At 35.8% G+C, this 26,357-nt stretch carries 18 protein-coding genes and 2 pseudogenes; 14 read left to right on the top strand and 6 right to left on the bottom strand.

Translation table 11 applies throughout. The features are described 5' to 3' along the window. The first annotated feature begins 66 nt into the window (after positions 1–66). The 7 genes and pseudogenes from O3616_RS05895 to O3616_RS05865 all read left to right on the top strand — a co-directional run bounded on the left by O3616_RS05895 (position 67) and on the right by O3616_RS05865 (position 10,905). On the top strand, positions 67–1,188 hold the full coding sequence (locus tag O3616_RS05895; RefSeq protein WP_371638365.1) for a PIN domain-containing protein: 1,122 nt from the start codon (positions 67–69) through the stop codon (positions 1,186–1,188). A gap of 168 nt (positions 1,189–1,356) precedes the next feature. Then, a pseudogene (locus tag O3616_RS05890) lies at positions 1,357–2,217 on the top strand (ImmA/IrrE family metallo-endopeptidase). A gap of 31 nt (positions 2,218–2,248) precedes the next feature. After that, positions 2,249–2,560, top strand: a complete 312-nt coding sequence (locus O3616_RS05885; RefSeq protein WP_049486642.1) for a DUF5960 family protein — start codon at positions 2,249–2,251, stop codon at positions 2,558–2,560. Positions 2,561–2,688: 128 nt separating this feature from the next. After that, positions 2,689–5,253 carry a type I restriction-modification system subunit M gene (locus tag O3616_RS05880; protein ID WP_371638364.1) on the top strand — a complete coding sequence of 855 codons (2,565 nt, stop codon included), beginning with the start codon at positions 2,689–2,691 and terminating at the stop codon, positions 5,251–5,253. Beyond that, positions 5,253–6,485 (top strand): restriction endonuclease subunit S, encoded by a 1,233-nt coding sequence (locus tag O3616_RS05875; RefSeq protein ID WP_371638363.1) that lies wholly within the window; start codon positions 5,253–5,255, stop codon positions 6,483–6,485. The genes O3616_RS05880 and O3616_RS05875 overlap by 1 nt, the downstream gene beginning before the upstream one ends. Before the next feature lie 33 nt (positions 6,486–6,518). Continuing rightward, positions 6,519–9,644 carry a type I restriction endonuclease subunit R gene (locus tag O3616_RS05870; protein WP_371638362.1) on the top strand — a complete coding sequence of 1,042 codons (3,126 nt, stop codon included), beginning with the start codon at positions 6,519–6,521 and terminating at the stop codon, positions 9,642–9,644. Positions 9,645–9,831: 187 nt separating this feature from the next. Then, positions 9,832–10,905 (top strand): hypothetical protein, encoded by a 1,074-nt coding sequence (locus O3616_RS05865; RefSeq protein ID WP_049486640.1) that lies wholly within the window; start codon positions 9,832–9,834, stop codon positions 10,903–10,905. A 178-nt stretch (positions 10,906–11,083) separates the two neighbouring features. On the opposite strand, the gene O3616_RS05860 is transcribed toward O3616_RS05865, so the two are convergent. Further along, positions 11,084–11,281, bottom strand: a complete 198-nt coding sequence (locus tag O3616_RS05860) for a hypothetical protein (protein ID WP_371638361.1) — start codon at positions 11,279–11,281, stop codon at positions 11,084–11,086. Positions 11,282–11,584: 303 nt separating this feature from the next. On the opposite strand from O3616_RS05860, the gene O3616_RS05855 reads away from it, so the two are divergent. From O3616_RS05855 to O3616_RS05845, 3 genes and pseudogenes are all read left to right on the top strand, one after another. Then, positions 11,585–12,268, top strand: a complete 684-nt coding sequence (locus O3616_RS05855) for a DUF3800 domain-containing protein (protein WP_094753021.1) — start codon at positions 11,585–11,587, stop codon at positions 12,266–12,268. Between the two features lies 1 nt (position 12,269). Then, positions 12,270–12,782 carry a hypothetical protein gene (locus O3616_RS05850; protein ID WP_371638360.1) on the top strand — a complete coding sequence of 171 codons (513 nt, stop codon included), beginning with the start codon at positions 12,270–12,272 and terminating at the stop codon, positions 12,780–12,782. Between the two features lie 353 nt (positions 12,783–13,135). Further along, positions 13,136–13,243, top strand: a pseudogene (locus tag O3616_RS05845) (30S ribosomal protein S9); the annotation flags it as partial. A gap of 481 nt (positions 13,244–13,724) precedes the next feature. On the opposite strand, the gene O3616_RS05840 reads toward O3616_RS05845, so the two are convergent. The 3 genes from O3616_RS05840 to O3616_RS05830 are packed head-to-tail and all read right to left on the bottom strand — an operon-like array spanning position 13,725 to position 15,817. After that, positions 13,725–14,390 carry a hypothetical protein gene (locus O3616_RS05840; protein WP_371638359.1) on the bottom strand — a complete coding sequence of 222 codons (666 nt, stop codon included), beginning with the start codon at positions 14,388–14,390 and terminating at the stop codon, positions 13,725–13,727. A 58-nt stretch (positions 14,391–14,448) separates the two neighbouring features. Further along, positions 14,449–15,285, bottom strand: a complete 837-nt coding sequence (locus tag O3616_RS05835) for a VanW family protein (protein WP_371638358.1) — start codon at positions 15,283–15,285, stop codon at positions 14,449–14,451. Beyond that, a complete protein-coding gene (locus tag O3616_RS05830; RefSeq protein ID WP_042750123.1) occupies positions 15,269–15,817 on the bottom strand; it encodes a YqeG family HAD IIIA-type phosphatase in 549 nt (182 codons plus the stop codon). Before O3616_RS05830 ends, O3616_RS05835 begins: the two co-directional genes overlap by 17 nt. A gap of 237 nt (positions 15,818–16,054) precedes the next feature. Here O3616_RS05830 and O3616_RS05825 point away from each other — a divergent pair, with 237 nt between their 5' ends. The 4 genes from O3616_RS05825 to O3616_RS05810 are packed head-to-tail and all read left to right on the top strand — an operon-like array spanning position 16,055 to position 18,805. Beyond that, a complete protein-coding gene (locus tag O3616_RS05825; protein WP_004269891.1) occupies positions 16,055–16,741 on the top strand; it encodes an XRE family transcriptional regulator in 687 nt (228 codons plus the stop codon). A 3-nt stretch (positions 16,742–16,744) separates the two neighbouring features. Beyond that, complete coding sequence (locus tag O3616_RS05820; RefSeq protein WP_371638357.1) at positions 16,745–18,160, top strand: Y-family DNA polymerase; 1,416 nt, start codon at positions 16,745–16,747, stop codon at positions 18,158–18,160. Further along, on the top strand, positions 18,157–18,519 hold the full coding sequence (locus O3616_RS05815) for a hypothetical protein (RefSeq protein ID WP_115904606.1): 363 nt from the start codon (positions 18,157–18,159) through the stop codon (positions 18,517–18,519). The genes O3616_RS05820 and O3616_RS05815 overlap by 4 nt, the downstream gene beginning before the upstream one ends. Further along, the gene (locus tag O3616_RS05810) at positions 18,512–18,805 is read left to right on the top strand and encodes a DUF5960 family protein (protein WP_261058819.1); all 294 of its coding nucleotides are present in this window, start codon (positions 18,512–18,514) and stop codon (positions 18,803–18,805) included. The genes O3616_RS05815 and O3616_RS05810 overlap by 8 nt, the downstream gene beginning before the upstream one ends. 309 nt (positions 18,806–19,114) lie before the next feature. Here the strand turns inward: O3616_RS05810 and O3616_RS05805 are convergent, their stop codons facing one another. After that, entirely contained in the window at positions 19,115–25,534 is a 6,420-nt protein-coding gene (locus tag O3616_RS05805) for an alpha-L-fucosidase (RefSeq protein ID WP_371638356.1), read from the bottom strand. A gap of 334 nt (positions 25,535–25,868) precedes the next feature. Then, entirely contained in the window at positions 25,869–26,345 is a 477-nt protein-coding gene (locus O3616_RS05800) for a glutathione peroxidase (RefSeq protein ID WP_371638355.1), read from the bottom strand. Positions 26,346–26,357 lie beyond the last annotated feature (12 nt).

Here is a 26,357-nt window from a genome sequence, read left to right as displayed (position 1 = left end):
TATGGATTTTTATGGATTAATAAAACATTGATAATAATTAAAGAATAGATTAAGGTAGAAATTTTTATGGAACTTGAAAAGAAAATTATTATATATTTTGATACGAACATTTATGATAAAACATCTTACAATTTTAAAGGACAATTTTACACTGTATTTGAAGAATTAAAAACATATTTTAACACTAATTTAGAAATTTATGTTGATCCTGTTACATATAGTGAGGTTTTAAGTCACCTTAAAGATAAAGCGAGGGAGGCTACTGATAAAATTAGAGAATTCAGAAAGTACACTATTGATATAGATGCTCTTGATGATATTAGAACTAAATTTGATATAACTGGATTGGAAAAAAACTGTTTTCAGGCCTCTAAAAGTAAATTTGATAAATTTATTTATTCTTTTTCTAAAAATGGAATTGATGAGGAGTTTGATAACTATGATATGAAAGAAATTCTATCTGATTATTTTAATTGTAATCCTCCTTTTCAAGATAAGAAAAGAAAGAAACATGAGTTTCCTGATGCCTTTATTATACAAAGGTTAAAACAAAAGTTCTATGATTATGAAGACCTTATTGTAGTTAGTGGTGATGAACTTTTTTTGATCGCTATAACCCAAAAATTACCCCACGCTCTGACGTTTAAAACTTTTAGTGAGTGTGTTGATCATTTAAATGAACTGCTTAATAAGAAGGAGTATGATGAAGTTCGTAACTGTATCAATAAAGAGATTAAGAAAATTGATGAAATAATCAAAGAAGAACTGAAAGATGTATTTGATGATTTTATACCTGATTTTTATGTAGAGGAACTTGGAATTGATGTTGATGTTACAAATTACGATAGAAAAGGGATGTCTGATTTTTATGAACTAGATGAACTCATGATAGAGTCATTAGAACTAGAGAATCCTGAAATAAAAATATTAAATATTAATACTAAGGAGGATAAAGTAACTGCGGAAATAACTTTTGATGCAGGTGTTCGTATTGCTTTTAGAGCGGATGACTTAGATGACCTAATTGAAGAAACACATAAAACAAAGTGCGTAGTTGAAGTTGAGATAGGATTGAAATCAAATAAGGTACAACATTTAATATCTCACAGAATGATTCTAAATAGAGATAATTTAGTTAAAAGAAATATTAGATATAATTATTTTGATTATTGTAGTGATGATTATTAGAGGAGTCTCAATCTTGATAATTAGATCAGATTATTCATTCTTAAATTGAATAATCTAATCTATTATTTAAATAGTATTTTTGTGGACAACTGTCCACTTTTTTTGTATAATAAACTCAACCTAAATGGTTTAGTTTTGTAAACCTTAACTTAAAGGAGGTACTATTCGTTGGATGAATTGTATTCAAGAGTAAGTAAAATCACAAAACAAGCCCTCTATTCTTTTATGAAAAAGGAAGAAATTTCAACCCTGAACTACCACTTCGACTATTATTTTGACCATAATATACGTGAGAACAAAATTAAAATCATTTCTCATCATTTTTCAAATCATAAGATTGAAGGTTTAACTATAATTGATGAGTATGGGATTAGTTTTTCTTATGAAAAAGATAATCCAAAAGTAAAGCAGAATTTTACCTTATGTCATGAATTAGGGCATTTTCTTCTTATTCATAGCGGTACATGCTTTACAGAATCTATCGACAATCAAGAAAGTTTACTAGAACGTGAGGCAAATATTTTTTCTGCCGTAGTGTTAATGCCAGATATTGTTTTATTATCTAAAATCTATTACAGTTGTGATAGTTTTCAGGAAGTAAAAGAAAGTTTGGAGGTTTCAAAACAAGCTCTATACTTTCGTTTGCTAGATTTGTTACGAATGTATTTTCCAAATAGGGAAGATAAGATTAAACAAGCTATTAATAACTATATAGAGATGAAAAATTCTTTAATACATAGTTTGTTTCGTGACATAAAACAACAATTGATTGATGAGTTCAAGCAATATAGTCTTTCTTTAAAGGTTCAGACATAAAATCGCATTATTGAATATGGCTTTGTTTCAAGCCATGATCTGCCAGAGTTAATTAACCAGAATAATTGGAAAGAATTGAAAGAAAGTATTGAAAATTTAAAAATTTGGTTGATTTATAACAAAGGAAAATCAGTAGCATATGCGTGGGATAGTACAAAAATATCAGATGAAGAAGCGAGAAAGAAAGCGGAATTACAATTACTATTAATGTAATGAAAGGAAAAAGGTTAGTCAATCAAACAAAATGCAAACATATAGAAAAGAACATTATGAAAATAGACTGCAGATGGACTATTTCTCAGACGATTTTTTTAGATTTGAAGAGGACTTTCAAAAATATTCTTCGATGAATATCCCTTTAACTTTTTTAATTAATGATATATTAAGAACTATGGCAATTAACCAAAAAAATTTTTTTGTCTTAAATAAAGAAAAAACGAAAGATGGGAGAGAGCATTGTTTTTGGTTCGAAATAAAAATGCTAGATAATTACTCAATAAGATTTTTTAGATATTTAAACTCTTCTCTTTGCAACCACAACAGACAAAAGCTCTAATTTTATGATATAATTTTATAAATAATATATTTGGAGTTTGGCTTGTTACAAAGCCAATGGTTGCGATTTCAAATAATAAACATTTTAGTAGTTTTATTGTTTGAAAGGAGTTTAAAAAGGGGAGTTATATGATTACATCAGAAGAAATTAAAGCACGTTTATGGAATGGTGCAAATGAATTACGTGGGTCCATGGATGCTAGTCGCTATAAAGACTACATGTTGGGCCTTATGTTTTATAAATTTTTGAGTGACCAGACTCTGAAAACATTTGCTACAACCGCAGGTATTTCTAAGGAAGAAGATTGGTTTGAAGAATATAAAAATGCCCATCAAGAATATGATACTGAACTAGAAAAAATGATTCAGGACATCTTGGGCTATTTTGTGCGTCCTGAACATCTATATCAAACATGGGTCCAAGATATGAATGCTGGGAATTTTGAAGTTCAGAAAGTTACTGATAGCCTTAACCAATTCGAACGCAGTATTGCTGTTACCAATGGTTCTGATGACTTTAAAGGCCTTTTTTCAAGTTCAACACTGGATTTAACAGATACAGCTCTTGGTAGCGACTTGAATGAACGTAATAAAAACATCCAAGCATTAATCCGTCTGTTTGAAGATTTGGACATGGTGGCTCTTCAAAATGGAGATGTACTTGGGGACGCCTATGAGTACTTGATTGGGCAATTTGCTATGGAATCTGGTAAGAAGGCTGGAGAATTCTACACGCCACATCAAGTCAGTGAAGTTATGGCGCAGATTGTCGCGACAAATCAAAATATTACTTCTATCTACGACCCGACAGTCGGTTCAGGTTCTCTCTTGTTAACTGTAAAAAAACATTTATCAGAAGAACTACAGAAAAGCCTTAATTACTATGGTCAAGAAAAAAATACAGCAACTTATAACTTGACCCGAATGAATCTCTTACTTCATGGAGTTCGTCCAGAAAAGATGAGTATCAAAAATGGAGATACTCTTGGTCAAGACTGGCCGGAAGATCCGGAACGTCCAAATGAAGGAGTCCAGTTTGATGCAGTTGTTATGAACCCTCCTTATTCGATTAAGAATTGGAATCGTGCTGGCCTAAAACCAAGTGATCCACGTTTTGAAATTGCAGGTGTCCTTCCTCCAGATTCAAAAGGAGATTTCGCCTTCCTCCTCCATGGGTTGTATCATTTGTCTACTACAGGAACTATGGCCATTGTCTTACCACACGGAGTCCTTTTTCGTGGTTCTGCAGAAGGTGAAATTCGAAAACGTCTATTAGAGAAAAATCAGATTGATGCAGTTATTGGTTTACCAAGTAATCTCTTTACAAATACAGGTATTCCAGTTTGTATCATAATCTTGAAGAAAAACCGTGAATTAAATGAACCAGTTCTCTTCATTGATGCATCTCGTAACTTTATCAAAGTTGGGAAACAAAATGCCCTTCAAGAGAAAGACATTGCGAAAATCGTAGATGTTTACAAGAGTCGAATCGAAGAAAAAGGCTATAGCCACTTAGCAAGCCGTCAAGAGTTGATTCAAAATGAGTTCAACATGAACATCCCTCGTTATGTAACAGCTATAGACGAAGAAATCCCTCATGACGTCGATGCCCATCTTTACGGTGGTATTCCAGAAAACAATATCAAAAGTTTAGTAGCTCTTCATCAAGCAGTCCCAGAACTATTGGGTATGGCACTCACTGAGAAGCGCCCTGGTTATTTTGAATTGACTCAATCTATTGAAGAATTTTCAGAAGCAGTACTTTCTAGTCCAGTTGTGACAGAAGAAACGGTGCAAGTAATAGCTTCTATCCAAGAATACTTGAACGAATACTGGGCGAAATTGCACCAATTGAATTCTGATATCAGTCCTCGACAACTAAGAGAAGTGATGTTGGCAGCTATCAAAGACCGCTTATCAGAATTTAAACAATTGAGTATCTATGATGGCTACCAAATCATGGCTGAGATTTGGACTAAGTACCTGTCTCATGATGTAGAGTTGATTGAACAACTAGGTTTTTATGAGGCTGGTCGAACTCGTGAACCAAACATGGTTACCAAGGGTAAGAACAAGGAAAAAGTTCAAGACGGATGGAACGGCGTTATTATTCCGAATGAACTAATCGCTAGTGAGTTCTATGGGGATGAGCTAGCTGATATCGAAGGTCTAAAATCCCGTGTTTCTGAAATTGAAAGCGAGTTAAGTGAGCTAGTAGAAAATGCCAAGGTAGAGGATAGTGACGAGTATAATGCTCTCTATGATACTCTCAAAAAGAATGATGAAGGAGAAGCACAAGATAGTTTTGAAAGTAAACTCGTGAAAGCTAGCTTGAAGGAAGCTGAAAAAGGTTCTGTTGACTATGAACTTCTCAAGAAAGTCAATGACTTAACCAAAGAAAAATCAACTGTCAATAAAGCCATTAAAACGAAAGAACTTGAGTTAAAAGAGTTGGTTGCAGAACGTATCACACAATTGACAGATGAAGAAGTTGATCAAGTCCTTTACAAAAAATGGTTTGGTTCAGTTCTTGATAAAGTTGAAGAATTAGTCAAATCCCCTCTCAAATCTGAGATTGTAGTCTTAGAAGAACTCAATAAGCGTTACTCTGAAACTTTAGATAGTCTGGATGATGAGATTTCTAAACTCGAAAAAGAGCTGGAAGTGATGATGAAGGAACTGGTGGTGCTATAATGACAAATAGTAAACATATACCAAAAAGACGGTTTAAAGAGTTTGAGTCAGATAGTGATTGGGAAGAGCAAACGTTAACCGATTTTATAAAATTGTATAATGGTTTGACGTATTCTCCCAATGATGTGAGGAAGAATGGAACTCTTGTTTTGCGTTCTTCAAATATACAAAGTGGAGAAATAATAAATGCTGACAATGTTTATGTTGCCTCAGATAAAGCAACATCTGAAAACGTTAAGTCAGGTGATATTATTGTTGTTGTAAGAAACGGCTCTCGTTCTTTAATTGGTAAACATGCTATGGTTAAAGGGGAAATGCCAAATACAGTTATTGGAGCCTTTATGTCAGGCATGCATTCTGAACATTCTACGTTTGTAAATGCATTATTAGATACACCTAAATTTGGAAAAGAGATTGAGAAAAATATGGGTGCCACTATTAATCAAATTACAGGTGCAATGTTTTCGAAAATGAACTTTAAAATTCCTTCTGGTATTGAACAAGATTATATCGGAAGATTCTTTTATTCAATCGACTCTCTCATCACCCTCCATCAACATAAACTGGATAAACTGAAAAACCTCAAGAAATCTTATCTTGCTGAACTCTTCCCAGCAGAGGGAGAACGAGTACCAAAACGTCGCTTCCCAGGTTTTGAAGGGGAATGGGAGATTAGAAAACTTAAAGAATTAACAGAATATAGGAGAGGGTCGTTTCCTCAGCCTTATGGGAAAAATGAATGGTACGGTGGAATTGGTTCGATGCCTTTTGTACAAGTTGTCGATGTATTAAGTAATCTAAAATTAGCTGAAACAACAAAACAACAAATTAGTAAATTAGCGCAAAATCAAAGTGTCTTTGTCCCCCAAGGAACCGTAGTTATTACTTTACAGGGAAGTATTGGAAGAGTAGCGATTACCCAATATGATTCTTATGTAGATAGAACGTTATTAATCTTTGAAAAATTCTTATTCCCAACAGATATATATTATTGGGCTCTATCGATGCAACAAAAATTTGATATTGAGAGTAAAAAAGCTCCTGGAGGTACAATAAAGACTATTACCAAAGAGGCGCTATCAGAATTTGAAATCTTTCTTCCGACTTTAGAAGAGCAAAAACAAATAGGAGAATTTTTCCAAAAACTCGACAAATCAATCTCTCTTCAACAAGAAAAACTCAACAAACTAAAAGATTTGAAAAAAGCATACTTGAATGAACTCTTTGTCTAAGGATATAGGAAGTCATTCTAGAAAGGAGACCCTATGGGTCGTATCAACAAAGACGCCTCTGAGAGACACTTTCAGGATGAGTTTGTCAAAGAATTAACCAAATACAGGTGGCAAGCTCCAGATAAACTGAATGGTAATCTTCATAAAGTGACTGTTCAAGATTTGATTGATAACTGGAGAAGCGAGCTGAATCGTATTAATGCCGATGTCCTAGAAGGTGTCGCACTGACAGATAGCGAATTTGAACAAGTCTTATCTAAAGTCAATCAGATTTCAAATAGTTATGAAGCTGCAAAAATCCTATCCATCGAAGGTTCAACCGGAAAGATTGACGGCATTTATCGGGATGCCCACCCAGAAGTTACTCGTAAACAAATTACACTGACCATCTTGAAAAAAGCGCAAGTTAGTGGAGGAGATTCGAGTTACCAGATTGCTCGTGAAGTATCAACATCTAACGGCAATCGTTTTGACCTGGTGCTTCTAATTAACGGTTTGCCTCTGATTAATATCGAACAAAAAAGAAGTGATAAAAGCTTAGACGAAGCTTTTGGTCAATTCAAACGTTACTATGCAGATGGAGAATACACCAATAACTTCATGGCCTTCTCACAGATGATGGTCGTGACAACGGATATTGAAACTCGTTATTTTGCGACACCTAAATCCATCAATGATTTCAATCCTGCATTCGTCTTCCACTGGTCAGTAACTCAAAAAGGACAAGAAAATGGGAAGCACTTGGGTCAACGTGTCCTAACAGATTATAGAGAAGTCATTGAACACTTCTTAATGGTACCTATGGCTCATCAAATGGTGGGGGATTATCTTATCATCGATGAAGATCCTGACAATGAAGAAAATCGTCGCCATATGTTGATGCGTCCCTATCAAGTCTATGCTTTGCAGGCAGTTGAAAAAGCAGCATTTGGTTGGGATAATCCAGATAAGATTCCGCATGGTGGTTTTGTCTGGCATACAACAGGTTCAGGAAAGACCATTACTAGCTTTAAAACGGCTCAGTTTCTCGCAACTCGTACAGAGTTTGATAAAGTGGTATTCTTGTTAGATAGACGAGATCTAGACGAACAAACTTCAAAAGCCTTTAAAGCTTATTCCGTTTATGAATCCGTGGATGTTGATGGGACAAAGAGTACCTACCAATTGAGAAAACAACTCACTTCTCCTAAGAGTGGGATTGTAGTAACGACTACCTTCAAACTGAACATTTTGGTGAATGAGTTGCTTGAAGCGCAGGATCATCAACTATCAGATAAAAAAATTGTTTTTATTATCGATGAAGCCCATCGAACTACTATGGGAGATATGATGGGGACCATTAAAGATTATTTCTTTAAAAACAGCTTATTCTTTGGTTTTACAGGAACTCCTTTATTTGATGAAAATAAAGTCAAAGGGAAGATTAATGAATGTAGTGAAGTCATTAATACCACTGAAAAACTGTTTGGTCCACTCTTACACCAATATACAATTGATGAAGCTATTGCAGATGGGAATGTCTTAGGCTTCCATGTTGACTACATCAATACAGGTGAGTTTAGGAGCTATGAAGACCTCCGTGAACAACTGATTGAAATTTTGGTAGCAAGATATACAAACAAAGGACAAAGAGACATAGAACGACAAGTTCAACAATGGACTGAGCTTGAAGTAGAAAAGAACGCTGCAAAAGAAGGACTATTATTCTACCAAGATAAGTATCATATTCCAAAAGTTGTAGAAGAAATCCTTGCTGGCTGGGAATCGCAATCTCAACAGGGAGAATTCAATGCGATTTTAACGGTAGCTTATAAAGAACGTGTTATCAATTATTACCGCGAATTTAAAAAGCAAATCGCAGAAAGATTCCAGGAAGGTGATGCTAAACCTAATGTAGTAATGACTTTTAGTTTTGGTAATGAAAATGACCCTGAAAATGTCGCTAATGAAGTTGTCGAGGAGATGTTTGAGGATTATGCTGGAATTACTGGGATTAAATTCCTAGTTGGAGATAAAGTTCGTGGTGAGAATGCTTATTTTGAAGATATCACTTCTCGCGCTAAGCGTGGAGGAAGTGGTCGCAACCCAAAAAATATCGATATTTTAATCGTTGCAGACCAACTACTAACTGGATACGATGCAAAACGCTTAAATACTCTTTATGTTGATAGAGCATTAGAACTTCAAGGTTTGATTCAAGCATATTCTCGTACGAATCGTGTATTTGGTTCTGCTAAGGAATTTGGAACGATAATCAATTTCCAATTTCCTAGGATCACAGAATCTCTTGTAAATAATGCCCTTCGCTTATATGGAAGTGGAGGGAAAAATAGCAGAGTTCTGGTTAAGAAATATTCTGATGCAGTAATTGAATTAGCTGATAAATTCGCCTATTTAAAAGCTGAGTTAGAAGATCCAACAAATTGGGCTTCTATTAAAGATGATGAAGAGAAAAAGGTACTCTTTAAAAAAGCATTCACCAAAGCAGCAACACAGTTAGGTAAAGTGAAACAATATTATGAGTTTTCTTGGGATGATGAAGCGTTTGGGATGACTCAGCATACATGGTTACAGTATATTGGGGCGTATAAGAATCTATTCCCTAAAGAACCTGAACCGACTGGTATAATAATTGATAATATAGTTGGGAAGACAAAAATTCAAGGGACCCAGGTTATTGATGCCCAAAGCATATTTACACTAATTGATAAACAGACATCAAGTAAGGATGGAGTGTTAGTTATCAATGATAATAACCTAATCTTGATATTAGAACAAATTCAAGAACTTAGTAATTTAGGGGAGAACGAACTAGCTGAGTCTCTTAAAACATTTATTAACAAAGAATTGGTTCCAGGACATTTGTCTGCAGATACGGATTTTGATACAGCCTTTAATGCATGGCAGTCACAAAGACAAATGAATCTTGTCAAAGAATTTGCGACAGAGTGGGGATTAGATAGTCAACTACTTGCCAAATCATTAAAAGCTTATGACTTGAAGAAACCAGATGAAATTCCATTCCGTGAAGATATCGTTAAAACACTCGATGCAACTAAAGCAACAAATCAATTTGCCGGAAGCAAACTTAAACTCAACATGGAATTGAATAAAGTTCTTCCAAATTGGATGCAAGAAGTGAAGCTGAAATATAAATAAAAAGAAAAGAGGTCAAGACTAAACTTGATCTCTTTTCAAAATGTAAACATTTCAATTTGAACGAAGAATGGTTTCAGAATATTAATAAAAGTATTTGTTTAGTGGAAATTATCTAGACTATACACTATAATATTAGTAGCTAAATAGTTATAGTAATAGGTAAAACTTAGTTGGGAGCTAGATTACAATGAAAGAAAAAGTGCTAAAACCTAAAAAGAAGCTTGTAAGATCAGTGTTGAATTTCCTGATTGACTTTTTTATAGACAGACCAATGAAATGGAATTACATTTTTACGGTACTTACAGAGTTTCCGGTTTTAATCTACCTAAGCTGGGAGATATATCTAGAAGAAAATAGTCATGTATCTAAAGTTTTTTTTGCAATACTACTGCTAGCACATTCTGTAGTAAGTATTATTTTTACGATTGAGAACAAGAAAGATTTTAATCAAAGATTAGGAAGTTTTATTGAACAAATATATTTTGAACAGTCACAATTAAATTCAGAGAGACTTAAACAATTTTTATTTTACGGATTTCACTATTTGGTGATTATGATATGTTGTATAGAGAGCTATGTTGTCGTTACCTTAAATTTATCAGTCTTTCACTTTTCAAGACCACTTTTTTTATTGCTTCTGTTCTTTCTATTTTGTCTAATTATAGTGAGAATTCTCTATATTTCGGCACATATCTCTCCTTTTCTTATTATTGTTTTTTTAATTTCGCCCTTTGTTCTGTCTTCTCTAATTGGAATACAGAATGGAATATTTACATGGACTTTTATAGCAATGGTTTTAGCAATTTGTATTTCTCATCTGTTTGACGCTAATATTAAATACTTGTTACCTAAAAGATCTGAAACGTATCTTGACGATGAAAAGTTTAAGAGGAGACTTCAACGAAAAAAATACTGGTTAATATTTTTTTCACCATTTTTATATTTAGCATTGCAGTTTTCTGAATCAATCATTTCTAGTCCATTGTTCAAAGAATTTATTAAAACAATTTTAAATAATACTGATGAAACATCAGTCTCATATTATATTTATGAAACAGTTATCGGTTCCATCATAAGAACTTATTCTCTCATATTTTTTTATATAGTATTTATTGCAAATGCAAGAAATTTATTAGATAGAATAGTAAGATATTTGCTGAATAAACCATATCCAATTAATAATACTTTAATTAGTAAAAGAAAATTCTATAAGACATATAATGGAGGTAGTCAAAATAAACGAAGTCACAGACATAAATAAATGTATTTTAAAATGTCTACTATTCCTGAATGTATTATTAAGCATCATTGCAAAGTATGTTGTACTAATATCGTAGGTATATAAGAAATTTGATAAAAACGATCTTTCTGAAAAATATAAATTTTTCGGAAAGTTAACTTTGAGAAATCTAGAGTTATGTTTTTTAGGTTTTGCTTCTTCAAAACACTTCCTCCCTATCCAAATTTGGATAGGGTTTTTCATCATTCCAAATTCGAATTAAAATTTCAACACTTACTTTTAAATGGAATAGTTCAGCTGTTATATCTCTGTTAGAGTAGTTATTTTCTATTTGGTAACAATGGCGTTTGATATGCCATAATGCTTTTTGGATGTTATTTTCTTTTATATTTTTCATAGTTATATCATATCAAAAGAAATTATATGATTACTCTAATAATTCTCAAATGATTTAAAAATAACCTGAACTGCATTAAATAAAATTCAATCGTATTAGCATTCAAATGCTTTATGATGCCAGTTGTAGTCTAACAAAATTGTGTCCAAAATGCGGTTTATTACCTTGTTTTTTAAAAATATATGAAGACCGCTTTGAATTTTTAATTCAAAATCATTTTTAAAATCTGATTTATGACTTTTGAGATAGGGGATTATATGATATACTAATTACCAATAAAGTATATTTAAGGTTGGGTGACGAATGTTAAATCTATATTGTGATGAGTCTTGTCATTTGGAAAATGATAGAGAACAAGTGATGTTAATTGGAGGAATTTCCTGTCCGGATTATGCTAGACAAAGCATTTACAAAGAGATTAGAGAAATAAAGAGAGAATTTGGAATATCTCCTCATGCTGAAATTAAATGGAGGAAAGTTTCACGCTCAAAATATGATTTCTATGAAAGATTGATTAATTACTTTTTTGATAATGAATACTTGAATTTTAGAGTTGTAATTGTTGATAAAAATGAATTGAATCATAAAAACTATAATCAAACCCATGATGAGTTTTATTATAAACAATATTTCTACTTGGTGAGGAAATTTTTGTTTGAAGATGATGTAAATGTTTTTATTGATATAAAAGATACCAACAGTATTTGGAAAGTGAATAAATTAAAAAGAATTTTAGCTAATTCGAGTAAAACAACAAAATGTATTAAGGGTATTCAACAGATTAGGTCACACGAAAATTCAATTATGCAGTTGGCTGATTTATTAATAGGAACAGTAGCATACAAAAATAGAGATCTCGCAGGAAGTAAAGAAAGAATGGCTATTTGTGAATTAGTTTCTACAAGAGCTAATCATGAACTAGTGAGTAGTACTACGTATAATGAACATAAATTTAATATTTTCAAGATGCATTTGAGAGGTGAATAGTGTGGAGGATGTATACTGTAAAGCTTTACCAGATATTATAAAATTATCAGATTTTGGTGGAGATTTTTATTCATATGAAGATTATCTATACAAAGATATTTTTTTGAAGGACTTATATAATTTTAAACTTACTTATAATAATAAGCTTATAGAATTTAAGACTATGCCAAGATTTAATAATAAAGAAGACAGTTTTTACCATTTAACTTGTAAAATATTTGAGAAAGGCTCTAATGAAAGGGAGCCTGATTTTAGGAGGAGTGAACGACTGTGCTGGTTAAAGCCAGCTATAGAGACCAATCATTTAGCAGCTTGTCAGCAATCTTGTTTCTTGGTATATGAACGTCCGTACAAATCAAAAAAAAGAATTTGTTTTTTAAATAAAGAGGATAGGTATTTTATAGTATTAGAAGAGAGGGAAAGTTATTACCTTCTTATTACAGCATACTACCTAGACTACGATAATGCTCTTGAAAAGAAAATAAAAGAGTATGAGAAATATAAGAAGAGCTAAAAAAACAGAAAACGCCCTTCTGATTAAGGACGTTTTCGCGATCTCCTTCAACTGCTTGGTCGATGAGTTAATTTAATTATAACAAAATTAATAATAAAATTCAAGTTGGATTAAAGATTTTGATAAACTTTTGAAATTAACTACATCAAAATCTTATCAAACTAGGTTTTAAGTTTATAAAGAATTTTTGGAAAATCTAAATACTGTACGAATCTCTACCTTTTTTTAATAAATAGTTATAAAGTCAGTAAAAATCAGCTTTTTAGGTGTAGAAGTTAATTTTTACAAAACTAAACTATTGCCCCGTTTAAAATATATTGATTCCTATTTTATGAAATCAATAGGTATATATAGTTCTGAAAACACAAGGTATTGCATTGTTTTTAGTTCAATTGAAAATCATTCTTGTCAAACCAGGTCTTAAGAAAGCTCGTAAAGCATCACAATTTAGTAAACGTTAATTCGAAAGAATTACGATACTTACAGAGAGCACCTTTCGGGGTGTTCTTTTTTATACTTTCTTACTAAATTGGTGCAATTGACACAGTTGTTGCGACTTTAGTCGCTTACAAATGTGGCTGCAATCTGACGAGGTCAGTTGCCTCAAAACGTTAATCAATGCTATTATATCAACGTTTACAGACATTCAAGAATTTTATCTTGGATGTCTTTCTTTGATAAAAACTCAAGAATTTCCACCATTGATTTTTACAGCAGAAACATGAAATATTTTTAATACATATTTTTAAAAATGCTCGATCTTATTTTTAGTATAAAAGTTATAATATCTTTTGCTGAATATTTACTAAAGTGATAGTCAAAATACAAAACTACTCTCAAAAAGTGAGATTAAAAGTCTCATTTTTTGAGAGTAGTTTGTTGATATAAAAGTAAAATTTATTTGATAGAGGAGAGCATATTAATTTCAAAGTATACTTTACCTTATTTCTCTATATAATTACAAACATTATTAATCTGTTCGTGAATTTCTGTACCAAATTTTTTTTCAAAAAATGCACTTCCGATTGTAAATGCCCAAGGATTTGCCTCAATGACTTCATCTAAACGTTCATAACTATCAACACTTCCAGCTAAACAAACGGGAGCCTCTATAGCTTGAACAAAAGCATTGTTTAGTTTGACAGGATCACCTGTATATCGGTACCCTAGCAAGTCAAATCCGTAAACTCCTTTTGCTAGATATTCCTTTGCTTCAGAAATCATGTCCTCGATAGAACCTTCTAGAATAGATGGGCGATTAGTAATTTGTCCAACAAATGGCATGTATTTCATGTTGTTTTCTTTGCAGAATTGATTGATTGAATCAAAGAAGACAGTTCCCATTAAAATATCACACCCACATTCTTTTGCAATTTTTGCACCGTGAAGTCCACTTTCTTCGTCATATTCAACAACTTCAAGAAAAGTAGTTTTGCCGCAAGATTTCATTCTGGAGAATAGAGACTTCATTTCAGAAATAGGAAGAGGTTTTTCCTTAAATCCCCAATACTGAGCTTTAGAGTTTTTACAGGATTCGAAAATTTCACTAGCATTTTCAACTGTGTGATCATTATGCGTCAGCATAACAATTAATTTAGGTGAGTTCATAAATGTTCCTTTTGATGTTAATTCTAAGTTATTTTTCTTAAAAATAAAAGTACTTAGGTTACTGTCTAATCATTTCTTTAGGAATGAGTTTCGGATCGTACATGACTTTTGAATGATTTTTCAAAATAAGCTCTTTTTCCAAAGTTTGTTCAGTTATTCTATCAAGTTTTTCACGATAAATCATGGAGTTGCGATAATAATAATTGCCTTCTTTTTTGAAATGATGATTTTCTTCAACTATCTGATAAGTGAACGGAAATTGTGATTCACTTCTTAATTCCCCGAAGAGAATTTCATTTTCAGTCCATGTTCTCAATTGAATAAGTTGGTCAGTATTATTTTTAAAACGATAGTCCTGATGATTATACTGTACAGAAGTTCCATTTGAAAATGGTTTCCGAGTACCTTTATCAGGGTCTAATGCATCAGAGTGAGAATGAAATTCTGTAATTTCCATAGGACTATGAACAATTAAAAGATGAAGCAAGTTAGCTAAATTACATAGCCCGCCGCCAATATCAGGTTCTACTTTCCCATTAACAATAACTCGCCCTTCCTGGTATCCTTTTTTCTTAGTTGTATTACCAACTAAACTCCAAAAAGAAAATTCTTCTCCTGGATGAATGATAATGTTATTTAGATTTTTACTAGCAATCTGTATGTTAGTAGCTTTTCCTTTTTGAAGAGTAATATCAATGCCAGGACCACGTTTTATCAGTTGGGTAGAATATGATGAAACTAAGTTGGGTAATATCTTTTCTTGACGAATTTTAGAGAATTTTTTTCCTTGTTTAAAGTTCTGTATATGTCGTTTTAGATTTTCTTTTTTTAAAGAGATTTTATATGTTGTAGGACTAATTTCACAAAATAATAGATCCTTATTCCAAAAAACCATGTTGCTTCTCCTTTTTGATCACATCTAAATTTTTATTTTTTTGTCTCAAAAATGGGTAAGTATGAAGTATTAATTTTTCAACCCATCGTTTTTTACCAATTCCGCCTTCTTTAGGATCATATAAAAAATCAACCAAGATAGTGGAGATATTTGCACGACTAGCTCCGAGCACATCTGTAAAAAGTTGATCTCCAATCATAACAGTTTCAAATGGTTTTAGCTGCATCATGTCAAGAGCTTTTTTAAAGTTCTTAGGATTTGGTTTTTCCGAAAGTGGGATAAAGGGAACAGATAAATGTTGATTAAATTGTGTGATTCTTTCTTCGTCGTTGTTTGACAAAAGAAAAATTTGGAAACCAATGGCTTTGAGATTTTGAAAAAGTTCAATAACTTGTTCTGTAGCGGGGGCGCCATGCATCACAAGAGTTTGATCGATATCAAAAATTAATCCTTTAAAACCAAGTTGATATAATCTTTGATAGGGGATATCAAAAACAGTTTTTGCTCGTGCTGCTGGCATGAATGGGAACATATTGTGTAAAGCCTTTCATTGAATATATAACAATAATTCTAGCACATATATAGAACAAGGTCAATACCACTATTAAGTGTGTAGCAGAAATAGATATTCCTAGTAGACAACCGTCCACTTTTTTTATATAATAAAATTAAACCTTTTTGGTTGAGTTTTAAAAATATGGATTCAAGTATCGATTAGTCTTTCTAAGGGAGATAATGTCCATTAAATTATCATAATAGGAGGTGAAGTATGTATCAGCCAGAAAAATTAAAGGCTCGGAGGAAAGAGTTAAAACTGACACAGAGGGAAATTGCAGAGAAACTTGGGATTAGTTTCCAGGCTTACTCAGCTTGGGAACGTGGAATCAAAGAACCGTCTAAGGAGAAGGTAGCCCAGTTAGAGAACATTTTAAAGGTATCCAAAGGATATTTTACTCAGATCGAGATTGTCCGTCTCTACCATAGCCTCTCCAAGCAAGGGCAGGAGAAGGTTGTTCTCTATGCTCGCAACCTATCTCAAGAGGAGAAAGCCCAGAAAGTAACAGCGATGCCAGAGCGCCTCTACGAGTACCGTGTTTATGAACGCATGTCAGCAGGGATTGGGGCTTCGGTCTACGATGATCAGAATTTTGATACGGTTTACTTTAATGAGGAACTAGCCCATGATTTTGCGTCCTGGGTGTCTGGGGACTCCATGGAACCTAAATACCAAAATGGTTCAGTGGCTCTGATTCGAGAGACAGGATTTGACTATGATGGGGCGGTTTATGCAGTGGTTTGCAACAATCAGACTTATATTAAGCGGGTTTATCGTGAGGAAGATGGCTTGCGTCTGGTCTCTATCAATCCTAAATACAAAGATATTTTCATCTCCTATGAGGAAGATCCTCGGATTGTGGGGATTATCGTTGGGAACTTTGTGCCGATGGAGGGTTAGACTATGGGCTACTTTGATTATTCCAGAGAGCCCAAAAGTGACATTGCCTTTGTCGATATGAAATCCTTTTATGCTAGTGTTGAGTGCGTGAAAAGGGGATTACATCCGCTGAAAACCTCGCTTTGTGTCATGAGTCGAGCGGATAATTCAACTGGTCTTATCCTAGCCTCCTCTCCCCTGTTTAAGAAGATTTTTGGCAAGTCAAATGTTGGTCGGGCCTATGATTTGCCTTTTGATATCAAAACGCGAAAATTTTCCTATTATAATGCTCGAAAGCAAGGGCTACCTACCGACTCAGACTATGTTCGCTACATCGAAGATTGGGCTCAAGTTACCTTGATTGTCCCTCCTCGAATGGACGAGTACATTGCAGTCAATATGGAAATCCAGCGAATCTTTCAAAACTATGGCAGTCCAGATGATATTTATCCTTACTCTATCGATGAGGGCTTTATTGACCTAACTAGTTCGCTCAACTATTTCATCCCAGCTAAGAGTCTCTCTCGCAAAGACAAGCTGGATCTGCTTTCTGCCCGTATTCAGAGGGATATTTGGAGGCAGACAGGGATTTACTCTACAGTAGGTATGTCCAATGCCAATCCCTTACTAGCCAAGTTGGCTCTGGATAATGAAGCCAAGCACACTCCGACCATGAGGGCCAACTGGTCTTACCAGGATGTGGAAGAGAAGGTCTGGGCAATCCCTAAGATGACGGATTTTTGGGGAATTGGCAGACGGATGGAGAAACGCTTGCATGCTCTGGGGATTTATTCCATCAAGGAATTGGCAACCAGCAATCCAGACCAGTTAAAGAAAGCTCTGGGTCAGGCTGGTCTGCGTTTGTGGTTTCATGCTAACGGGATTGATGAGAGCAATGTTCATAAGCCCTATAAAGCTAAATCCAAGGGCTTGGGGAATTCTCAAATCTTGCCGAGAGACTACGTGAAGCTACGGGATATTGAAATTATTCTCCGAGAAATGGCGGAGCAGGTGGCTATTAGACTGAGAAGGTCTGGCAAGAAAACAACCCTTGTCTCTATCTATGTCGGTTTCTCTAAACAGGAGGTCAGGTCGTCTATTCACACACAAATGAAGGTCGAACCGACCAATAATACAGCTGTCTTAACGAATTATGTTTTGAAGTTATTTCATAACAAATATACTTCAGGAGCGGTCAGAAGTGTTGGAATCAACTATTCAGGATTTGTGGATGAGTCCTTTGGTTTGATATCTCTTTTTGATGATGTTGACAAGTTAGAAAAAGAAGAAAGGCTCCAGACGGCCATTGACTCCATTCGGGAACAATTTGGTTTCACTTCCCTTTTAAGAGCAAATGCACTGGAAGAAGCCTCTAGGAGTCTTGCTAGAAGCAAGCTGATTGGGGGACATTCTGCTGGAGGATTAGATGGATTAAAATGATTGATCGTTCTTATTTACCTTTTCAATCCGCGCGAGATTATCAAGATCCAGGGATGCAGAAGTGGATGGGATTTTACCTTTCAGAACACACCAGTTCGCTCAGTGAAGAAAAAAGCCGGGTTGATTTTTCGACGGATTTGACTCCAGATGAGAAGTTGCACTTGCTTTCTCAGCTTTATGTTGGCCAACTTAGGGGAAATTTTGTGCTAAAGGAAAAGAAGCAGAAAACCACTATCATCGGTGTGGTGAGAGAGTTATGGCCTCAGACTCTATCTATTAGGACAAGCGAGGGATATAGGTTGATAGAGGTTGCAGATATCCTCGAAATTCGGCTGTGGGAGGAGGGAGTTTATGACTAGAAAAGAGCTGTATGAAAACAAACTGCAGATGGATTACTTTTCAGATGACTATATTCGTTTTGAAGAGGATTTTCAAAAATACTCTGCCATGAACGTACCCTTGACTTTCTTGATTGATGACATCCTACGAACCATGGCGATGAATCAGAAAAACTACTTTGTTTTAAACAAGGAAAATGCCAAGGATGGGCGGGAGCATAGCTTTTATTTTAGGGTGGTAACGGAAAAAGCGTGTCCTAGAAATAGGACCTATGTATATGCTGGGATTAAAAATAGTGGCCAGTAGATTTGGTAGGAGATGAGCTCGTTCTCTGGTGTACACCATTGTAGTTATCTGCGGAGAGCTTGCAGCAGATTATTATGGTCTTTCTGATTAAATCAGATAAGAGCTCCATCTTTTTGGATGATTGTGTACTTGATATCGTAGTTGAATTCGAAAATACTTATCCCAAATAATCATTCTGTTTTATAGATACTAAGATATCCATAGAAATTTATGGATATTTTTTGATTTATATATAGAAAAAGAGAAGACCGGCTGGTCTTCTCTTTGGGGGAACTAGAATCATTGAAAAGAATTAAGTAAAGATTTTAATTAGTCTTTGAAATTCTTTTGGAAGATGAGTAGAGACAATACTGAAGTAATAGCAGCCAAGAATAAGAAGGCATTTGCTTCTTGCTCTCCAGTTTCTGGGAGTTGTTTTTCCTTGTCTTGTCTAACTGTAGTAGCAACAGGTGCTTTTTCATCTTTTCTTGGTAAATCTTCTGTTACAACTGCAGGAGCTGGTTTTTCAGTTTCTCTAGGTAGAACATACTCAGGGAGAGTCACAACTGGTGGCGCCTCTGTTCCTACAGAACTTTGTTTAGTTCCAACCTCGATTACTCGGTCTAAAGCTGGAGTTGATTTGGTTTGGACTACCTTGCGATTGCTACCATCTACTTCGACATACTCAATTAGCAGGCCGTCTTTCCCTTCTGCTAGAACTTTCTCTTTTCCTTTATCTAAGTTTGGATTTTCGTGACGGATAGTCTTGAATGGTACTGCCTTCTTGACAATATCCAAACTTGGAAGCTTAAAGACAAGGTCCTTAACTCCCTCTTCAGGACTTGAAGAAGTAATTGGTTTTTCAGGTTCTTTTGGTAGAAGATACTCAGGAAGGGTTACAACTGGTGGTGCCTCTGTTCCTACAGAACTTTGTTTAGTCCCGACTTCAATCACTCGGTCTAGAGCTGGAGTTGATTCAGTTTGAACTACCTTACGATTGCTGCCATCTACTTCGACATACTCGATTATAGCACCATCTTTCCCTTCTGCTAGAACTTGTTCTTTCCCTTTGTCTAATTGTGGATTTTCGCGACGGATAGTCCTGAATGGTACTGCCTTCTTGACAATATCCAAACTTGGGAGTTGGAAGGTAAGCTCTTTAACTCCTTCTTCAGGACTTGAAGAAGTAATTGGTTTTTCAGGTTGTTTCGGTTCAACCGGTTGTCCTGGTTGGCTAGGTTGCAATTGCTTGATTTGTTCAAGAGCGTTATTGAGAGCTTTATTGACATCTTCTTGAGTCTTAGCCTCTTGAATGGCTGCGATTGCTTTATCAGTAATTTCAACTAATTTTTTCTTAGCATCGTTGTTAGCACCAAGCTCAGCCACTTTTTTCTCGATAGCTTCAGTCAGGCTAGCCATAGCCTTATCATAATTGATTTCAGGCTGTTCCGGTTGTTTTGGTTCAACTGGTTGTTCTGGTTGGCTAGGTTGCAATTGCTTGATTTGTTCAAGAGCCTTATTGAGGGCTTTATTGACGTCTTCTTGAGTCTTGGCTTCTTGGATAGCTGCGATTGCTTTATCAGTAATTTCAACTAATTTCTTCTTAGCATCGTTGTTAGTACCAAGTTCAGCCACTTTTTTCTCGATAGCTTCAGTCAGGCTAGCCATAGCCTTATCATAATTGATTTCAGGCTGTTCAGGTTGTTTCGGTTCAACTGGTTGTTCTGGTTGGCTAGGTTGCAATTGCTTGATTTGTTCAAGAGCGTTATTGAGGGCTTTGTTGACGTCTTCTTGAGTCTTCGCTTCTTGGATAGCTGCGATTGCTTTATCAGTAATTTCAACTAATCTCTTCTTAGCATCGTTGTTAGTACCAAGTTCAGCCACTTTTTTCTCGATAGCTTCAGTCAGGCTAGCCATAGCCTTATCGTAATTGATTTCAGGCTGTTCAGGTTGTTTTGGTTCAACTGGTTGTTCTGGACTTGTTTCGTCTCCAGATTTTTGGTAATTTTCGTCTTTGCTAAGAATATCTTGCAAAGCAGTGACTGTTGACATCACATCTTGTACATTTACCGTATCAGAACTTAATTGTGCAGTGAGTTTATCAAGATTAGACTTAAATGCTTGGCGTGCAGTTGCTGTATTTTTCAAACCACTTGGATCAAAGTTAGATAAGTCGTCTTTCCATTTAGAGAGAGATTGAAGGATTTGTGTTTTGCTGTAGAGTTCGCTTCCTTCACCACGAGTGATGAATTGATCCACCTGGATACCGATGTTTCGAGACAAATCGTTTCGATCAGGATCTAGTTGAAGGGTGACTGCGTGCAAGTTTTCATCAAGACCTTTTAGGCTAACCAGAGTTTGATTGCCTTGGCGTTGAGCAGCGTGACCGCTAAAGTATTTCTTGCCCTCAATAGTCGACGCATTTCCCATGCCATCTTGGTAAGGAACTTCTTTGCCATCTAGGAAGACTTTGTAGATACCATGATTTGGATCAACATAGCCCTTGATATCAAGTCCAGTACCGTAGAAGTAGGCTGTGACAGTTGTCTTTTTCTTTTGTTCATCAGTTAAGCGACCAAAGGAAGCCCAAGACTCCGTTTTTTGGTACTTGTCTGCTGAATTGGTTTCATGGTGCCAGCCAGGACTGTAATCCAACTGACTAGCTTGGTCATCATAACTTGTTTGATCCTTGATCAGCAATTCAGCTTTCATCACTTGGATGGTTGCATCGGTAGCAAAACCGAGTAAAGCACCATCAGAAACAGAAGTGAGCTTGGCTTTGAAGTCAAAGATAGAGTCAGCTTGTTCTGTAAAGTCAATCGTTGGGATGGTAACAGTCTTTTCTGTTTCTCCATCTTCAAAAGTCACATCTTGAGTTGTATCTTGGTAAACTTTACCGTGAACCCCAGTTCCAGGTTCTGTGATGAAGCGAACAGTAGCAGTACCCTTGCTTCCACCAACACGTTTAATTTTAACAGTGACTGGTTTTCCTTTTTCGACTTCGTAAGAAGTTGCTTCAAGCTCAAACATACCCTTGCTGTTATTGTTTAGAGTGTAGATTCCTTCTGTAGCAATTGGTTCACCTGTTTTATTAACAAGGGTAATGGTATGTTGGCCAGGTGCTAAATCGTCTGTTTCATATACTTTTTGGCTGCGTTTACGGCTAGTGTTCTTAGTTTGCACATCCGCAACTTTTTGGCCATCAACGTAGACGGACATTTCTCCATGACCTGGGTCAACTGTAGAGACGACATAGGCCTTGGTTCCTGTGAAAGTATAGCTTACTTTGGCATCTTTTTGATTGGTCCACATAGAAGTGCCACGAACACCTTCAGATTCATTGTACCAAGTTGTACCGGCTGTATCCGCTGTTGTATTTGAGTGGTATTCAAGTCCAAGAGGGTAGCCGTCTGTCTTTTCGATACTACTTGGTGTCTTGTAGACTGAGAAGTTGGTTAAGATTGGAGTTGCTTGAGCTCCGGTGATGGTTACACGGATTTTTTGTGCCTCTACAGGCTTGCCTTGAATCAAGCGACGGTAACCAACAGTTGAACCTTCTCCGTAAGTCACCCAGCGACCGTTGATTTCGACTTCAATCTTGAAACCAGAGATACGCTGACCTTTGGCGATGTCTTCCTTGAGTTCGACAACGTCAAAGCGTCTCTTTTGTCCCAAATCGACTGTGAAGCTACCTGTTGTGGCATCATTTGAAAGAGCCCAGCTAGTATCATCTTTACCGTCTGTAAGGTGGCTTTCTTTGTAGAGATGGTTCTGACGAGTCGAGCTTGCTGTTACAGTTGCTCCTTTGGCAAAGTCAGTCGCATACATTTGATCTAGAGTCGCTTTGAATTCTTTCAAGCGAGCCACGTCAGCATCTGCGAATTTACCTTCTTTGTTTGGTGGAATGTTGAGAAGAAGTGGCGTTCCACGACCAACAGACTTGAAGTAGATATCCATCAATTCTTTGAGGGATTTTGGTTGCTGGTTATCGTGGTAGAACCAGCCAGAGCGGATGGAAACATCTGCTTCTCCTACAGAGTACATATCTCCGTCAGGGTCACCGTGGTTAAGGTATTCGTTCTTAACATTTTCGGTGATGTTTGCTTTCTTGACCTTATGCCATACAGGGTCACCGGCGATACCACGCTCATTTCCAATCCAACGGATACTTGTTGGTTCGGCAGAGAAGATAGCGATATCTCCTTCAGCTTCCTTGATGTATTTGAACCACTCATCAAAAGTGTAGGTTACTTTTTGGGCACCGCTACCGCGTGCTCCATCCATCCAAACTTCGATAAATTTACCCTTATTACCGTATTTTGGATTACCAAGGATTTCTTTTAGTTGATTGAGGTAGTATTCGTTGTATTCTTTTTGAGTAGCTACCTTATATTTAGGGCTATTAACATCCCATGGTGATAGGTAAACACCCATGTTCATATCGTATTTAGTAGCCGATTTAGAGATTTCTTCTAAAAGGTCACCCTTTCCATCTTTCCATGGACTTGCAGCTACGGTATGATTTGTATATTTAGATGGGTAAATAACGAAACCATCGTGGTGTTTGACAACCATAATAGTTCGTTTAAAGCCAGTTTCCTTTAGAGTACGGATCCATTGATCTGTATCTAAGTTAGTTGGATTGAAGTTTTTAGGGTCTTCATTTCCATGTCCCCACTCAGAATTAGTATAAGTATTCATACCATAGTGGATGAAGGCAGCTAATTCTTCCTTGTGATAATCAAGTTGAGCCTTGCTTGGAAGGGGACCGTGATTTCCAATTTCTGTTTCCTTATCTTCTGGATGAGCAGCAGGTAAAACAGTTGAAGTCGGATTAGAGCTATCAGAGATTTTTTCGTATTCAAAGACGACATCATTCACACCCTTGTGCTGGATGCTGGCTTCTAAGCGTGGAGTGATTGCGCGGTAGCCTGCGATTTCTTTTGCTTCAAAAGTGTTTACAAAGGAAACATCGTATTCTTTTCCGTCATTATTATCAGTAACAACATCTGCTAATTCTTGCTCTGAGCCTTTCAAACGATAATGAATGGCAAATGAACCTTTATTCACTTTATAAACCACCTTGATGACCCGTGTTCCTGGAGCTGTTTTGCTGACGACGTTGTAGGTCCACTCATCTTTGAGTTGTTTGTTGATTTCGACGCCATCAATAGAGACAATCTGGTATTTCTCTTGATTTTTTGTATAGAAGTCGGTCTTAGAGATTTCTTTTTTGAAGTCATAGTCAAAAGCTGTTCCAACTTCAGTCTTTTCAACGAAAGTATCATCAGTTTTGATTGGATTACCAGTTTCATCTACGTGTTGAACCACTACACGTCCGTAATCGATTCCTTTAATGAGTGTCGCAACGCCATTTTCATCGAAAGAATATTGATTTTCACCAATAACAGCAGTTTTATTTCGGAACATTTCTCCTTCAGGAGTAAAGTAATATCGTTTCCCATTATCACCTTGGTACCAACCTTTGACACCATATTTTGCGATAATATCTTTTACCCATTTGACTTGCTCAGGTGAGAGGACGATCCCACCACCGAAACGGTCTTTGTCAGGGATGCCGTTTTCAATTGTGCCGTGTTGGTGAACACCGACTACTTTACCATCACCGTTGATAATACCAGCACCTGAAAGGCCTGAAACAGAAGTCATATGATAGGTGATGCCTTTTGAGCCTTTATCATCATAATTATCAACAGATTTCACGACACCATCAGCCTTGTAAAGTTGACCAGCTACAATTGGTTTTTTGAGCTCAGGTGAGCTTGAGTCAGTTGGATACCCAATCGTGCTAACAGGGTCCCCAGGTTGATAGGTTTTATTTTCTGCCAAGGGAACAAAGGTAGCAGCTTTATTTGGACTAGCGATTTGAAGAGGAACAGGTGCTACAACAGCAGCCAAGTCATTTTGATATCCTTTTCCAAATTCTTTCTTGTTCCAAAAATGAATATCTTCTTCTTTGAATAGAGTAGTATTACCCGTTACAGGTTGAGAATTGCGAACAGCAGAATTAGAACCGAGGTTATAGTAAAACTTAGCAGAATCTCCGCCTCGAATATGTCCTTCTTTTGTATCACGGTTTGATTCTAAAAAGTTGTGGGCAACAGTCAAGATGACATTTGGTGCCACAAAAATACCAGAACCAGACACGATATAGCGTTGGGAACCACCATTGTAAATAGTGTAAATCATACTAGCAGCAGTAGCAGGTTGTCCTTCATAAGGGACGTGCTTCAAATCTAGACCACCGTTGATAATTGCACGATTACCATTTTCAGCTTCTTTTGGAAGTTCTTCCTTGTTTTTTAGAATGCTTTCTGTCTCAACTTTAGGACTATCCTTCTTGTCTACGATTGCTGAAGTATCTATGTTTTTTACGGGTGCATCAGGATAAGCTTGATCGTGGATTTCTTCAGGAAGCAAGTCAGTAGTTTTAGTTTCTGCTACAGTCTTCTCTTCTACTGGTTTAACAGTTTTTTCTGCTTTCTCTGCTTTCTCTGACTCTTGAGGTGTAGAAATTACAGGACTTTCATTTTTGACTTCTGGTTTGGTTTTTTCAACTTCGGCCAATTTTTCTACATTTGGTTGAGAGCTTGTAGTTTCAATTTTTGCTTCGTCAGCTAGTGCTGTACCAGATGCAAAAAAAGCGAGTCCGACCATAACCGAAGCAACTCCAACGGTTAATTTTCTGATGCTAAAAGTTTGCTCTTTTTCAAAAAGGTATCGATTCATAATGTACTCCTAGTTTGAATCAAGACAGTCAGCTACTGTCTGAGCCCAAGTATGACTTGGAAACGATTTTCTTTAGCGATAGTTAGATTTTGTGCAATAGTTTGAGACTAATTACCCCCTCTGTTTAAGCGCTTTCATTTTAGAATAAAAAAATTAAAATTGTTATCTTAATCTTTAAAATAACCTAAAAACCTTAACATAACAAATATACTAAATTGTTCCAAGAAATGCAATAGAGAAAGTAAACCTAATTTAAAGAAATTCTTTCACTTTTTAAAGAAAAAATACATCCTTTCAAGAATTAAACTAAATGAAAGAATGTATTCAAAAAAAATCAGAGTAGTGTTTGTATGGCCTCTTCAATTTGTTTAGGGTCTGTTTTTGAAGAGAAGCGTTCAAAGACCTGCCCATCACGACCGATGAGAAACTTAGCGAAATTCCATTCGACTCGTTTTCCAAGTGGGCCAGATTTTTGTTCTTTCAACCAAACATAGAGAGGATCTGCCTCCTTACCGTTGACCTTGATCTTGGCAAAACGTGGGAAGGTGGTTTGATAGTGTAGGCTACAGAAGGCATTGATTTCCTCTGCGCTACCTGGTGCTTGTCCCATAAACTGATTGCAAGGGAAGTCTAAAATCTCAAAACCTTGTTCTTGATAGCGATCATAGAGTTCTTGAAGTCCTTGGTACTGGGGCGTTAAACCACATCCAGTAGCAGTATTGACAACCAAGAGAATCTTACCACGATAGGTCTCTAGTGGAGTTTCTTGATGGTCTTGGTTCAAGACTGAAAAATCGTATAGTGAAGTCATTGCTTGCTTTTC

The organism is Streptococcus sp. 27098_8_86 (assembly GCF_041432595.1).
Classification (GTDB): Bacteria; Bacillota; Bacilli; order Lactobacillales; family Streptococcaceae; genus Streptococcus; species Streptococcus pneumoniae_F.
This window is presented reverse-complemented; position numbering and strand designations above follow the sequence as displayed.

Bases quoted from the DNA above. Each gene is read 5' to 3' on its own strand.
- O3616_RS05815 (WP_115904606.1), top strand. From the start codon at position 18,157: ATGATTGATCGTTCTTATTTACCTTTTCAATCCGCGCGAGATTATCAA.
- O3616_RS05805 (WP_371638356.1), bottom strand. From the start codon at position 25,534: ATGAATCGATACCTTTTTGAAAAAGAGCAAACTTTTAGCATCAGAAAA.
- O3616_RS05840 (WP_371638359.1), bottom strand. From the start codon at position 14,390: ATGAACTCACCTAAATTAATTGTTATGCTGACGCATAATGATCACACA.
- O3616_RS05810 (WP_261058819.1), top strand. From the start codon at position 18,512: ATGACTAGAAAAGAGCTGTATGAAAACAAACTGCAGATGGATTACTTT.
- O3616_RS05830 (WP_042750123.1), bottom strand. From the start codon at position 15,817: ATGTTCCCATTCATGCCAGCAGCACGAGCAAAAACTGTTTTTGATATC.
- O3616_RS05855 (WP_094753021.1), top strand. From the start codon at position 11,585: ATGTTAAATCTATATTGTGATGAGTCTTGTCATTTGGAAAATGATAGA.
- O3616_RS05865 (WP_049486640.1), top strand. From the start codon at position 9,832: ATGAAAGAAAAAGTGCTAAAACCTAAAAAGAAGCTTGTAAGATCAGTG.
- O3616_RS05880 (WP_371638364.1), top strand. From the start codon at position 2,689: ATGATTACATCAGAAGAAATTAAAGCACGTTTATGGAATGGTGCAAAT.
- O3616_RS05875 (WP_371638363.1), top strand. From the start codon at position 5,253: ATGACAAATAGTAAACATATACCAAAAAGACGGTTTAAAGAGTTTGAG.
- O3616_RS05870 (WP_371638362.1), top strand. From the start codon at position 6,519: ATGGGTCGTATCAACAAAGACGCCTCTGAGAGACACTTTCAGGATGAG.
- O3616_RS05835 (WP_371638358.1), bottom strand. From the start codon at position 15,285: ATGGTTTTTTGGAATAAGGATCTATTATTTTGTGAAATTAGTCCTACA.
- O3616_RS05895 (WP_371638365.1), top strand. From the start codon at position 67: ATGGAACTTGAAAAGAAAATTATTATATATTTTGATACGAACATTTAT.
- O3616_RS05825 (WP_004269891.1), top strand. From the start codon at position 16,055: ATGTATCAGCCAGAAAAATTAAAGGCTCGGAGGAAAGAGTTAAAACTG.
- O3616_RS05800 (WP_371638355.1), bottom strand. From the start codon at position 26,345: ATGACTTCACTATACGATTTTTCAGTCTTGAACCAAGACCATCAAGAA.
- O3616_RS05885 (WP_049486642.1), top strand. From the start codon at position 2,249: ATGCAAACATATAGAAAAGAACATTATGAAAATAGACTGCAGATGGAC.
- O3616_RS05820 (WP_371638357.1), top strand. From the start codon at position 16,745: ATGGGCTACTTTGATTATTCCAGAGAGCCCAAAAGTGACATTGCCTTT.
- O3616_RS05860 (WP_371638361.1), bottom strand. From the start codon at position 11,281: ATGAAAAATATAAAAGAAAATAACATCCAAAAAGCATTATGGCATATC.